The sequence below is a fragment of the Erwinia sp. JH02 genome (assembly GCF_013074405.1).
GTDB lineage: Bacteria > Pseudomonadota > Gammaproteobacteria > Enterobacterales > Enterobacteriaceae > Erwinia > Erwinia rhapontici.
In genome coordinates this window covers 819,051-831,322 of record NZ_JABANZ010000002.1, presented here as the reverse complement: position 1 = coordinate 831,322, position 12,272 = coordinate 819,051, and the positions used below count along the sequence as shown (strand labels likewise).

Sequence of the window (12,272 nt, the reverse complement as noted above, 5' to 3'; positions counted from 1 at the left end):
TCGACGACCGCAATCAGCAACACTAATATTTGGGAGGCTTCTGGCCTCCCAATTCTTTATAGAGAGATAATATTATGGCGAAAGAATTTGGTCGCCCTCAGCGCGTTTCTCAAGAGCTGCAAAAAGAGATTGCTATCATTTTGCAGCGTGAGATTAAAGACCCACGTCTTGGCATGATGGTCACCGTTTCAGGTGTTGATGTGTCGCGTGACCTGGCCTATGCCAAAGTGTTCGTGACCTTCCTGAACGACAAAGATGAAGCCGCAATCAAAGGTGGCCTGCGCGCCCTCGGTGACGCTTCTGGCTATATCCGTACGCTGCTCGGCAAAGCGATGCGCCTGCGTATCGTGCCTGAACTGACCTTCTTCTACGATAACTCGCTGGTTGAAGGGATGCGCATGTCTAACCTCGTGACTAACGTGGTCAGAAATGACGAAGAGCGTCGCGGTCCGGCAGAAGAAAATCAGGAAGAAGGTAAAGCAGAGTAATGAGTCGTCCTCGCCGTCGCGGTCGCGATATCCACGGTGTGCTATTGCTGGATAAGCCTACGGGCTTGTCCTCCAACGATGCACTGCAGAAAGTGAAACGTTTGTATAACGCCAATCGTGCCGGTCATACTGGTGCGCTGGACCCACTGGCGACAGGCATGCTGCCGATTTGTCTGGGGGAAGCGACGAAATTCTCCCAGTATCTGCTGGAATCTGATAAGCGTTACCGTGTGATAGCCCGCCTGGGGCAGCGCACTGATACGTCGGATGCGGATGGTGTCATTGTCAGTGAGCGTCCGGTGGCGTTTACGGCAGAAGCACTTGAACAGGCGCTGGAAAGTTTCCGCGGAGTTACGCAGCAGATCCCGTCGATGTATTCGGCACTGAAATATCAGGGCCGTAAGCTGTACGAATATGCCCGTGAAGGCATTGAAGTGCCGCGTGAATCGCGCAGCATTCAGGTGTACGAGCTGTTGTTTATTCGCCATGAAGGCAATGAACTTGAGCTGGAAATCCACGTGTCGAAAGGGACGTATATTCGCACTATCATCGACGATCTCGGTGAAAAGCTTGGCTGTGGCGCACATGTCACTTATCTGCGCCGTTTGCAGGTTGCCACCTATCCGATCGAAAAAATGGTTACGCTGGAGCAGTTGAGTGCGCTGACGGAAGAAGCACACCGTAGCGAACAGCTTCCCGCTGACCTGCTGGACGCGCTGTTGATGCCAATGGACAGCCCTGCGGCCGAGTACCCGGTAGTGAACCTGCTGAGTTCGGTAGCGGCTTACTTCAAGCAAGGTATGCCTGTTCAGGCGGCGGGTGCCCCCGCCAGTGGGCTGGTACGCGTGACGGAAGGCGACGATCAGAAATTTATCGGCATGGCGGAAATCGCTGACGATGGGCGTGTGGCGCCACGCCGGCTGGTTGTAGAATATTTCGACTAGCATTACCCAAATAGTTCGGGTTGCAGGAAGGTGGCAAGTTGGTTAATCCCAGGGAGCATAGAGTACTATGTGACCGGGGTGAGCGAGCGTAGCCAACGCATCTGCTGCTCGAAATATGACGGGTAAATTTGCGCTTGTCTGGCGCTAAGAGTAGAATGGCGCGGCTTTACACTGGGTGGCTGAATTAGAGATCGGCGCCTGTACATTTATCTTAATTTTTGGAGTTGTCTCATGTCTCTAAGTGTTGAAACTAAAGCACAGATCGTTGCTGATTTCGGTCGTGGCGCAAATGACAGTGGTTCTACTGAAGTTCAGGTTGCATTGCTGAGCGCACAGATTAGTCACCTGCAGGGTCACTTCTCTGAGCACAAGAAAGACCACCACAGCCGTCGCGGTCTGCTGCGTATGGTTTCCCAGCGTCGTAAGCTGCTGGATTACCTGAAGCGTAAAGATGTTGCACGTTACACCAGCCTGATCGAACGTCTGGGTCTGCGTCGCTAATTCTTACAGGTTGTCCCGCCACGGTTTCAGAACATCTGAACACTAAAGTGGGTAATCGGACAACCTGGTGCGAGTTTCGCTGGAAAGGGGCCTTTATGGCCCCTTTTTTCAAGCAAGCGGCAGCAATTAAACGCAAACTATTGTATTGTTGGTGAGTGTGATCTTCAGTTGCAGAGGTTCGCGCGGCTAATGAGAGGCTTTATCCCATCTGGGATCAGGGTTGTCATTAGTCGCGAGGATGCAAGAATGAAGATTAGAAATCCACGGTCGGTATAAAAAACTACCGGCCCTGAAGTTAAGGAACTAATTTTGCTGAATCCGATCGTCAAAAAATTCCAGTATGGTCAGCACACCGTCACACTTGAGACCGGTATGATGGCCCGCCAGGCAACGGCAGCCGTAATGGTAAGCATGGACGACACCGCAGTGTTCGTCACCGTTGTAGGCCGCAAAACGCCTAAGCCAGGTCAGGACTTCTTCCCACTGACTGTTAACTACCAGGAGCGTACTTATGCTGCTGGTCGTATCCCGGGCAGCTTCTTCCGTCGCGAAGGCCGTCCAAGCGAAGGCGAAACACTGACCTCTCGTCTGATTGACCGTCCGCTTCGCCCACTGTTCCCGGAAGGCTTCGTAAACGAAGTGCAGGTTATCGCGACCGTTGTTTCTGTTAACCCACAGGTTAACCCGGACATCGTTGCGCTTATCGGTGCTTCTGCTGCTCTGGCGCTGTCTGGCCTGCCATTCAACGGTCCAATCGGTGCGGCACGCGTCGGTTACCTGAATGATCAGTACGTACTGAACCCAACCACCGACGAACTCAAAGAGAGCAAGCTGGACCTGGTGGTTGCCGGTACGAAAGGCGCAGTGCTGATGGTTGAGTCTGAAGCTGAGCTGTTAAGCGAAGATCAGATGTTGGGTGCGGTGGTGTTTGGCCACGACCAGCAGCAGATCGTTATCGACACCATCAACGAACTGGTCGCTGAAGCAGGCAAACCGCGTTGGGACTGGACGCCAGAAGCTGTCAACGAAGCGTTACACGCGCGTATTGCTGCACTGGCTGAAGCTCGTTTGAGCGATGCGTACCGCATCACTGAAAAACAGGAACGTTACAACCAGGTTGGCGTGATCAAATCTGAAACCACAGCAGCACTGCTGGCGGAAGAAGAGACCCTGGACGCTGGCGAAATCAGCGACATCCTGCACACGCTGGAGAAGAACGTTGTGCGTAGCCGCATTCTGCGCGGTGAGCCACGTATCGATGGCCGTGAAAAAGACATGATCCGTGGTCTGGATGTGCGTACCGGCGTTCTGCCACGTACTCATGGTTCAGCACTGTTCACCCGTGGTGAGACTCAGGCACTGGTTACCGCAACGCTGGGTACTGCCCGTGATGCGCAGAACCTTGACGAACTGATGGGCGAGCGTACTGACAACTTCCTGTTCCACTACAACTTCCCTCCGTACTCTGTCGGTGAAACCGGTATGGTCGGTTCGCCTAAGCGTCGTGAAATTGGTCACGGTCGTCTGGCGAAACGCGGTGTGCTGGCAGTGATGCCAAAAGGCGATGCGTTCCCGTACACCGTACGCGTTGTGTCTGAAATCACCGAATCTAACGGCTCGTCTTCAATGGCGTCTGTGTGTGGTGCTTCTCTGGCACTGATGGATGCTGGTGTACCCATCAAAGCGGCCGTAGCCGGTATCGCGATGGGTCTGGTAAAAGACAACGACAACTTTGTTGTTCTGTCTGACATTCTGGGCGACGAAGATCACCTGGGCGACATGGACTTCAAAGTAGCCGGTAGCCGTGAAGGTATCACCGCGCTGCAGATGGACATTAAAATTGAAGGTATCACCCGCGAAATCATGCAGGAAGCACTGAACCAGGCTAAGGGTGCGCGTCTGCATATCCTGAGCGTGATGGAACAGGCTATCAGCACTCCGCGTGGCGATATCTCTCAGTTTGCACCACGTATTCACACCATCAAGATCAGCGTTGATAAGATTAAAGACGTGATCGGTAAAGGTGGTTCTGTTATCCGTGCGCTGACCGAAGAAACTGGCACCACCATTGAAATCGAAGATGATGGTACCGTTAAAATCGCAGCGACCGACGGTGAGAAAGCGAAATTTGCTATCCGTCGTATCGAAGAAATCACCGCAGAAATCGAAGTGGGCCGTATCTACAACGGTAAAGTGACCCGTATCGTTGATTTCGGTGCCTTCGTCGCTATCGGTGGTGGTAAAGAAGGTCTGGTTCACATTTCTCAGATCGCTGATAAGCGTGTAGAGAAAGTGACTGACTACCTGCAGATGGGCCAGGAAGTGCCAGTGAAAGTACTGGAAGTTGACCGTCAGGGTCGCGTACGCCTGAGCATCAAAGAAGCCAGCGAACAGGCACAGCCTGAAGCTGAAGCTCCTGCAGCACCAGCACCTGAAGCAGAATAAAAGCATTACCATTGAGTCCTCTGCATCTTCGGATGCGGAGGATTGTTATAACGCGAGGGCGGGATGGCCTTGTGAACGGCAGGCGGATGACAGGATGCTCGTCCCTATGTTTGTTTTCGGGAGTGGTAAATGAAGCCATTTTTGCGCTGGTGTATTGTTGCGACAGCTTTGACGCTGGCAGGATGCAGCAACACCGATTGGCGTAAGAACGAAGTTTTGGCAGTTCCATTGCAGCCTACGCTGCAACAGGAAGTCATTCTCGCTCGTATGGAACAAATACTTGCCAGTCGGTCATTGACCGATGATGAACGCGCACAGCTGTTATATGAGCGCGGAGTGTTGTATGATAGTCTCGGTCTGAGAGCACTGGCGCGAAATGATTTTTCACAAGCGCTGTCTATCCGACCAGATATGCCCGAAGTATTCAATTACTTAGGCATATATTTAACGCAGGCAGGCAATTTTGATGCTGCCTATGAAGCGTTCGATTCTGTACTTGAGCTTGATCCAACTTACAATTATGCGCGTTTAAATCGAGGTATCGCTCTCTATTACGGCGGAAGATTTAAACTGGCGCAAGATGATCTGCTGGCGTTTTATCAAGACGATCCTAACGATCCCTTCCGTAGCCTGTGGCTGTATCTTACTGAACGTGAGATCAACGCAGACCAGGCAAAAGTTTCGCTCAAGCAGCGTTACGAAAAAGCGGTGAAGGAACAATGGGGATGGAATATTGTCGAGTTCTACCTGGGCGATATCAGCGAAAAAACGCTGACTGAACGGCTCCAGGCGGACGCAACGGATAACACCTCGCTCGCTGAACATCTCAGTGAAACCAACTTCTATTTAGGTAAGTACTACCTAAGTCTGGGGGAGAAGGACAACGCTCAAGCGTTGTTCAAGCTGACGGTCGCCAACAACGTTCACAACTTTGTTGAGCATCGATATGCATTGTTGGAGCTGGCGCTACTCGGCCAGACACAAGACGATTTATCAGAATCTGACCAGCAATAGCTGACGAACTTTTATTGCCCGAATTTTCGAAAAGTCATCATCTTAGCGGATGAGGGCCTTTTTGTTCGTCGAAACCACTAATTTGAGCCGGTTCACACTTTTTGATGAAAATGACTGAAAATTTTCACGACGAGTTATGTAGACTGGCCGCCGCAATCTAAGAGGCACGTGTACTACATGACTGATATCCAAACTACTTTTGCTGACCTTGGCCTGAACGCCGACCTCCTCGAATCACTGACCGGCATGGGCTACGTTAAGCCATCTCCAATCCAGCTTGAGTGTATTCCTCATCTGCTGGCTGGCCGTGATGTTCTGGGTATGGCACAGACCGGCAGTGGCAAAACTGCAGCATTCTCGCTGCCTTTATTACACAACATTGACCCTACCGTTAAAGCGCCACAGATTCTGGTGCTGGCACCGACCCGCGAACTGGCGGTTCAGGTTGCTGAAGCGATGACCGAATTCGCCAAACACATGCGCGGTCTGAACGTGGTGGCCCTTTACGGCGGCCAGCGTTACGACGTGCAGCTGCGTGCTCTGCGTCAGGGACCACAGGTTGTTGTGGGTACACCTGGCCGTTTGCTTGACCACCTGAAACGCGGCACGTTAGACCTGTCTAACCTGCGCGGTCTGGTGCTGGACGAAGCCGATGAAATGCTGCGTATGGGCTTCATCGAAGACGTTGAAACTATCATGGCCCAGATCCCAGACAATCATCAGACTGCTCTGTTCTCTGCTACCATGCCAGAAGCGATTCGCCGCATTACCAAACGCTTCATGAAAGATCCGCAGGAAGTGCGTATCCAGTCAAGCATGACGACACGTCCTGATATCAGCCAGAGCTACTGGACTGCCTATGGCCGTAAAACTGATGCACTGACTCGTTTCCTGGAATCTGAAGACTTTGATGCTGCAATCATCTTCGTGCGTACCAAAAGCGCTACGCTGGAAGTGGCTGAAGCGCTGGAGCGTAGCGGTTACAACAGTGCTGCACTGAATGGTGACATGAACCAGGCACTGCGTGAGCAGACGCTGGAGCGTCTGAAAGATGGTCGTCTGGACATCCTGATCGCGACTGACGTTGCTGCCCGTGGTCTGGACGTTGAGCGTATCAGCCTGGTTGTTAACTATGACATCCCGATGGACGCAGAATCTTACGTTCACCGTATCGGCCGTACCGGTCGTGCGGGTCGTGCTGGCCGTGCTCTGCTGTTCGTTGAGAACCGTGAGCGTCGCCTGCTGCGTAACATCGAACGCACCATGAAGCTGACTATTCCAGAAGTAGAACTGCCAAATGCAGAACTGCTGGGTGAGCGTCGTCTGGCTAAGTTTGCTGCTAAAGTTCAGCAGCAGCTGGAAAGCAGCGATCTGGAGCAGTACCGTGCTCTGCTGGCTAAAATGCAGCCAGAAGAAGAGCTGGATATCGAAACACTGGCCGCCGCACTGCTGAAAATGGCTCAGGGCGAACGTCCACTGATCGTTCCAGCTGATGCACCACAGCGTCCACGCAGCCAGTTCCGTGACCGTGATGACAGCCGTGACAATCGCCGTGGTGACCGTCCGGACCGTGGTCCACGTGAACCACGCGAAGCACGCAGTGGTGAAGCACGTGGTGATGCGCCGCGTCGTGAACGTCGTGATGTTGGCGATATGGAAGTGTACCGCATTGAAGTGGGCCGTGATGATGGTGTTGAAGTTCGTCACATCGTTGGCGCTATCGCTAACGAAGGCGATATCAGCAGCCGTTACATCGGTAACATCAAGCTGTTCGGTACTCACTCTACTATCGAACTGCCAAAAGGCATGCCGGGCGAAGTTCTGTCACACTTCACTCGTACGCGTATTCTGAACAAACCCATGAATATGCAGCTGATTGGTGATGCACAGCCACGCAGCAATGACCGTGGCGGCGAACGTCGTCCAGGCGGCCCTGCACGTGGTGGCTTCGGCTCTGGCGCAGGTCGTGAAGGCGGCGCTCCACGCGGTGGTGCTGAAGGCGGTCGTCGTTTCAGCAATGACCGTGGCGGCGAACGTCGTCCAGGTGGCACCAGCCGTGGTCCACGCACTGAAGGCGGCGCAGCACCTACCCGTCGTCGTGATGCGTAATCACTGATGCCCAATAAAAAACCAGCCTTCGGGCTGGTTTTTTTATATCTGCGATTTGTGCCATCCATCTCTGATCATGTAGTGGCGAGGCACGCCTCGCCCTCAGAATCTACAAGGCGTTACGTGCCTGCATCGCCAGCTCGAAGGAGTAGAGGCGAGCCTGGGGATCAAAGATCTGGCCGTTAACCATCACCTCATCCGCCTGCGTTTCGCGCATCAATGCGGCCAGCCCCTGACGCACCTTCTCTTTATCGCCGACCACCGACATATTCAGCGCCTGCTGCACGCCGTACTGCTCGGACGGTGACCACAAATTATCCATATTTTCCACCGGTGCTGGCAGTGGGCCTGGCTTGCCACGACGCAGGTTAATAAACTGCTGTTGCATGGAGGTAAACAGGAAGCGGGCATCACGTTCGCTGTCGGCGGCGACAACGTTAACGCACACCATCGCGTACGGCTTCTCCAGCCGCGCTGACGGCTTAAAGTTGTCACGATACAGATCCAGCGCCTGTAACAGCATTTCCGGGGCAAAATGGGAGGCGAAAGCAAACGGCAAGCCCATCTGTGCTGCCAGTTGAGCACTGTAAAGGCTGGATCCGAGCAGCCAGACGGGAATTTTCAGCCCGGTTCCCGGAACGGGCTGGACAATCGGCATCTCGTCACCGGAATGATCAAACCAGCGGATCAACTCCGCTACGTCGGCGGGGAAGTTATCGACGTGACCCGCCATATGGCGGCGCAGTGCCAGCATTGTACGCTGGTCAGAACCCGGCGCACGCCCCAGACCAAGATCGATACGGCCAGGATAAAGTGACTCCAGCGTACCAAACTGTTCTGCAATCACCAGCGGTGCATGATTTGGCAGCATGACACCACCAGAGCCTAAACGCAGCGTCTGCGTATTTGCCGCCAGATAACCTATCAGCACCGACGTCGCTGCACTGGCGATCCCGGTCATATTATGGTGTTCGGCCAGCCAGTAACGATGAAAGCCAAGTTTTTCTGACTGCTGTGCCAGAGAGAGTGATGAATGAAAAGCATCGCGTGCGGATGCCCCCTGTGGGATAGGGGCAAGATCCAGTACGGAAAGGGGAACATTTTTTTTATCAGGCATAGTTGCTCACTTTGTCTAACGGCCGACACTGCGCCATGTGCAAAAACGACAGGCTACGGGATCTGCTGTCCCTGTTATTGTCCGTTTGCAGCACTCAAGGAATAAAGTGCGCACAGAACAGACGAAACAATAGTGCCTGCGGATAGTTAGGCTGCTAGCCAATCAAAGTATTATCCATCATCTGCCAGAATGAAACAGCTATTTAGCTGACCAGCTCAAGCCCTGCAACGCGGCGCCAGTAGCCATTACACTCATTGCTGCGTGCCATCATCAGTGGCTGATGGCCTGTTTCGTTTGCGCGGAACCGATCCACCATCGACAACGTTTCTGCATCCTGCGGCGAAAGACGCACAATGTCGACCAGCCCCTGCATTGAGATCAGGTCATTGCCGAGGTTATAGCAATTGCCGCTCATGGTCTGGATCCCGTTCAGGACGAACACCTGCTGGTCTTCCTGAGTGCGAACACGTCGCCCCTGCGGGTAGTCAATGCAGCAGGTCTGGCATTCATCTTTGCTGCGATTTTCAGAGCGGGCAGTAAAGCAGCGGGCAGAGTACGCCAGCGGCAGATAACCGTAACTCAACACCTCGACCTCAAACTGCTGGCGAATGCCCAGCTCATCACACTGCTTCAGTAATTGCACCAGCCAGTCGCGCGACAGTTCCACCGGCATACACCAGCGGGTCATACCCATTTTCAGCAGCAGTTGCAGCGTAACGGCGTTATACACATTTAGCGCAGGTCCGGCGACAAAAGGCACGCCCGCTTCATTTGCCAGCGTCACCGCACCCACATCATTAGCTTCAATGAGAAACTCGCCGTTATCGACATAGCGCTTCAGTTCCGTCAGTTCAGAAGGGGATTGCACCAGTGCCAGAGTGCTCAGAACGACCTGTTTACCGGCGGAGGCCAGCGACTTCGCCATACTCAACCAGTCAGCGGTTTTCGTTGCACGGCGTTTGCTGCAAACAGATTCGCCGAGGTAGATGACGTCAGCCTGACTGCTGGCGGCAGCCTGATAAAAGGCATTCAGCGTTTCTTTTGGCCAGTACCACAGTACCGGACCCAGTGAGTATTTCATGATATCTCCTACTGCCACTGGCGGTGATAAGCACCGAGCGTTGTCTGAGTGCCTTCACTCAGCGCACTCAGCGCCGCCATCCATTGCGGCTGTGCGGTGAAATTTTGCGGGTCAGCTTTACAGCGATCGATGGCCTGGCGCCAGATACGCGCCACCTGTTCAACATAGGCCGGGCTACGCTGACGTCCCTCAATTTTGACGGAGACAATATTGGCTGCCATCAGCTCAGGTAAGAGTGCCAGCGTGTTCAGGCTGGTGGGTTCTTCCAGCGCATGATAGCGCGCCTCATCTACCTTATAGCGACCCTTGCACAGCGTGGGGTAACCGGCATTTTCTCCGTTGTCATAACGATCAATCAGCACTTCGTTCAGACGGGATTCCAGGCCTGCCTGGGTTTGCTGCCAGCGAACGAAGCGCGCGGGGGAACAGGCACCGACGGTATTGGGCGACTCGCCGGTCAGGTAAGACGAAAGATAACAACGTCCTTCCGCCATAATGCACAAGCTACCAAACGCGAACACCTCGAGTGGAACGGTAGTGTCACGCGCCAGTTGGCGCACCTGGTGCATCGATAGCACTCGTGGCAATACCACGCGTGCAACATCAAAGTTACGCTGATAAAAGCGTACGGCAGCGGCATTTGTGGCAGACGCCTGTACCGAAACATGGCGTTCAATATGAGGATATTTATCTGCGGCATACGCCAGCATGGCAATATCTGCCAGGATTAAGGCATCAGCACCCGCATCTGCGGCCATATCCACCGCACGCTGCCAGCGTTGGTAGCCATCGGGATGGGCAAAGGTGTTAATGGCCACATGGAGTTTACGTTTACGCTGATGCACGTAGTTTGCGGCTTCCTGCAGGCGTTTATCGGTGAAATTCAATCCCGCAAAATGGCGGGCATTGGTCTCATCTTTCAGGCCGATATACACCGCGTCGGCACCATTTTCGATGGCGGCCTTCAGTGCCGGAAGATTTCCGGCCGGGCAGAGAAGTTCCATAAGAAGCGATCCAACTAATCAGAAGAGTTGAAGAGTTTAGTGAGGAAGGCCGAGACAAATTTTGATTTAAGGCAGCTAATGGCGTATTGATGGTGTTCGTGTACCCTGATAAAACTCATAGAGTTCGCACACTTTGTTGATCCAGCCGTCAGACGCTTTTTGCTGCTGTGGCAAAATAGCTGAAATTTATTCGTAAGGAGTGATAATGGTGTTGAACCCGCTACGCAGCCACTGTGTCCGTCACGGGCCGCAATTACTGCGTTTCCCACTGCGGTTTACCCCGTTTGCAGTGAAGAAGCCGCTATTACAGGCACTGTTACGCTGGCAGTTTCAGCAGGCGCTGGCGGAAGGCGAGCTGGACTTCCTTGAAGGGCGCTGGCTGGGGATTGAGGTCAAGGACCTTGAACTCCGTTGGTCAGTCACGCTGGAACAGGGGCAGCTTCGGGTCGCTGAACGTGAGGAGGCTGATGTCTGGTTTCGCGGCAATGCCAATGACCTGGCGCTGATCGCTGCCCGCAGGCAGGATCCCGACACGCTGTTTTTCCAGCGCCGTTTACTGATTGAAGGTGATACGGAACTGGGCCTGGAAGTCAAAAATATGATGGATGCGATAGATCTGGACGCCATGCCAGCGCCGCTACGCATCGGGCTTATGCAACTGGCTGATTTTATTGAGGCCGGAATGAAAGAGGACGCGATTCCCCCGGCGGATCGCGCAGGTGCCACATGTTAATTCGTTCAGAAATTGGCATCGATGCGGCGAGCATCGACAGCCTGCTGCGCCGTAGCTTCCCAACCTCTGCGGAAGCGGAACTGGTGCAGCAACTGCGGGAAGATGGGCTATTAACCCTCGGTGTCGTTGCAACAGATGACGATGGCCAGGTGCTGGGCTATGCGGCCTTCAGCCCGGTCACGCTCAACGATGAAGATCGGCAGTGGGTAGGATTAGCGCCGCTGGCGGTTGATGAAAGCGTTCGCAAGCAGGGCGTGGGTAAACAGTTGATTTACGAAGGGCTGGATACGTTGAATGAGTTTGGCTATGCCGCCGTTGTGGTGTTGGGCGATCCCGCTTTCTACGGTCCTTATGGCTTTGAACCGGCTGCACGCCACCAGCTGCACTGCCGCTGGGAAGGCACTGAAGCGGCGTTTCAGGTGTACAAGCTGGCGGATGACGCCTTTGATGGCGTTGAAGGCCGCATCGAGTTCTCCGTGCCCTTTAATCGCTTCTGAGCGCAGCAAGCCATTGAACAAGTGATACAGGCTGGTGTTCTACCAGCCTGATCTTCTGTGGTTTTTTCAGTTGCTTAACCTGATATTCCAGCTTCGACGCCAGCGAACGATCCCCTGCCTCACAGTGAAATACCAACACCAGCGGTCCTTTACCGCGCAATGCTTTTGCGCCTTTACCACTCTGGTGCTGGGCAAAACGCCTGGCCACGTCATTGGTGATGCCGGTGTACAGCATTCCTTTAGCGGTTCGCAGAATATACAGTCGCCAGTCCCCGGGTGCAGCCGCGCTCATAGGGTTTCTCAGATAAAAAACAGTACGGCTACTTTAGCGTATATGTT

12 protein-coding genes are annotated in these 12,272 nt (G+C 53.7%); 8 read left to right on the top strand and 4 right to left on the bottom strand.

The genetic code is table 11. The features are described 5' to 3' along the window. Positions 1 to 74: 74 nt before the first annotated feature. The 6 genes from rbfA (at position 75) to HHI26_RS08500 (ending at position 7,501) form a co-directional block, all read left to right on the top strand. Positions 75 to 488, top strand: coding sequence for a 30S ribosome-binding factor RbfA (gene rbfA, locus HHI26_RS08530; RefSeq protein WP_133844038.1), 414 nt, complete (start codon positions 75 to 77; stop codon positions 486 to 488). After that, on the top strand, positions 488 to 1,432 hold the full coding sequence (gene truB / locus HHI26_RS08525) for a tRNA pseudouridine(55) synthase TruB (protein WP_133844036.1): 945 nt from the start codon (positions 488 to 490) through the stop codon (positions 1,430 to 1,432). Before rbfA ends, truB begins: the two co-directional genes overlap by 1 nt. 231 nt (positions 1,433 to 1,663) lie before the next feature. After that, entirely contained in the window at positions 1,664 to 1,933 is a 270-nt protein-coding gene (gene rpsO, locus HHI26_RS08520; protein WP_133844034.1) for a 30S ribosomal protein S15, read from the top strand. Positions 1,934 to 2,242: 309 nt separating this feature from the next. Then, the gene (pnp, locus tag HHI26_RS08515) at positions 2,243 to 4,378 is read left to right on the top strand and encodes a polyribonucleotide nucleotidyltransferase (RefSeq protein WP_133844032.1); all 2,136 of its coding nucleotides are present in this window, start codon (positions 2,243 to 2,245) and stop codon (positions 4,376 to 4,378) included. 129 nt (positions 4,379 to 4,507) lie between these two features. Beyond that, on the top strand, positions 4,508 to 5,392 hold the full coding sequence (gene nlpI / locus HHI26_RS08510) for a lipoprotein NlpI (RefSeq protein WP_133844030.1): 885 nt from the start codon (positions 4,508 to 4,510) through the stop codon (positions 5,390 to 5,392). Positions 5,393 to 5,569: 177 nt separating this feature from the next. Continuing rightward, complete coding sequence (locus HHI26_RS08500) at positions 5,570 to 7,501, top strand: DEAD/DEAH family ATP-dependent RNA helicase (RefSeq protein ID WP_133844028.1); 1,932 nt, start codon at positions 5,570 to 5,572, stop codon at positions 7,499 to 7,501. 109 nt (positions 7,502 to 7,610) lie between these two features. Here HHI26_RS08500 and HHI26_RS08495 read toward each other — a convergent pair whose 3' ends face one another. The 3 genes from HHI26_RS08495 to HHI26_RS08485 all read right to left on the bottom strand — a co-directional run bounded on the left by HHI26_RS08495 (position 7,611) and on the right by HHI26_RS08485 (position 10,703). Continuing rightward, a complete protein-coding gene (locus HHI26_RS08495) occupies positions 7,611 to 8,618 on the bottom strand; it encodes a luciferase-like monooxygenase (protein WP_133844026.1) in 1,008 nt (335 codons plus the stop codon). A 202-nt stretch (positions 8,619 to 8,820) separates the two neighbouring features. Further along, positions 8,821 to 9,699, bottom strand: a complete 879-nt coding sequence (locus HHI26_RS08490; RefSeq protein WP_133844024.1) for a U32 family peptidase — start codon at positions 9,697 to 9,699, stop codon at positions 8,821 to 8,823. Between the two features lie 8 nt (positions 9,700 to 9,707). Further along, positions 9,708 to 10,703, bottom strand: coding sequence for a peptidase U32 family protein (locus HHI26_RS08485; protein ID WP_133844022.1), 996 nt, complete (start codon positions 10,701 to 10,703; stop codon positions 9,708 to 9,710). Between the two features lie 205 nt (positions 10,704 to 10,908). On the opposite strand from HHI26_RS08485, the gene HHI26_RS08480 reads away from it, so the two are divergent. After that, positions 10,909 to 11,436, top strand: a complete 528-nt coding sequence (locus tag HHI26_RS08480; RefSeq protein ID WP_171148913.1) for an SCP2 domain-containing protein — start codon at positions 10,909 to 10,911, stop codon at positions 11,434 to 11,436. Next, entirely contained in the window at positions 11,430 to 11,933 is a 504-nt protein-coding gene (locus HHI26_RS08475) for an N-acetyltransferase (RefSeq protein ID WP_133844020.1), read from the top strand. Before HHI26_RS08480 ends, HHI26_RS08475 begins: the two co-directional genes overlap by 7 nt. Here HHI26_RS08475 and HHI26_RS08470 read toward each other — a convergent pair. Next, positions 11,920 to 12,225 (bottom strand): GIY-YIG nuclease family protein, encoded by a 306-nt coding sequence (locus HHI26_RS08470; RefSeq protein WP_133844018.1) that lies wholly within the window; start codon positions 12,223 to 12,225, stop codon positions 11,920 to 11,922. The genes HHI26_RS08475 and HHI26_RS08470 overlap by 14 nt on opposite strands. Between the last annotated feature and the right edge of the window lie 47 nt (positions 12,226 to 12,272).

Coding starts and splice junctions, on each gene's coding strand:
- rbfA (WP_133844038.1), top strand. CDS start 75: ATGGCGAAAGAATTTGGTCGCCCTCAGCGCGTTTCTCAAGAGCTGCAA.
- truB (WP_133844036.1), top strand. CDS start 488: ATGAGTCGTCCTCGCCGTCGCGGTCGCGATATCCACGGTGTGCTATTG.
- rpsO (WP_133844034.1), top strand. CDS start 1,664: ATGTCTCTAAGTGTTGAAACTAAAGCACAGATCGTTGCTGATTTCGGT.
- nlpI (WP_133844030.1), top strand. CDS start 4,508: ATGAAGCCATTTTTGCGCTGGTGTATTGTTGCGACAGCTTTGACGCTG.
- HHI26_RS08500 (WP_133844028.1), top strand. CDS start 5,570: ATGACTGATATCCAAACTACTTTTGCTGACCTTGGCCTGAACGCCGAC.
- HHI26_RS08495 (WP_133844026.1), bottom strand. CDS start 8,618: ATGCCTGATAAAAAAAATGTTCCCCTTTCCGTACTGGATCTTGCCCCT.
- HHI26_RS08490 (WP_133844024.1), bottom strand. CDS start 9,699: ATGAAATACTCACTGGGTCCGGTACTGTGGTACTGGCCAAAAGAAACG.
- HHI26_RS08485 (WP_133844022.1), bottom strand. CDS start 10,703: ATGGAACTTCTCTGCCCGGCCGGAAATCTTCCGGCACTGAAGGCCGCC.
- HHI26_RS08480 (WP_171148913.1), top strand. CDS start 10,909: ATGGTGTTGAACCCGCTACGCAGCCACTGTGTCCGTCACGGGCCGCAA.
- HHI26_RS08475 (WP_133844020.1), top strand. CDS start 11,430: ATGTTAATTCGTTCAGAAATTGGCATCGATGCGGCGAGCATCGACAGC.
- HHI26_RS08470 (WP_133844018.1), bottom strand. CDS start 12,225: ATGAGCGCGGCTGCACCCGGGGACTGGCGACTGTATATTCTGCGAACC.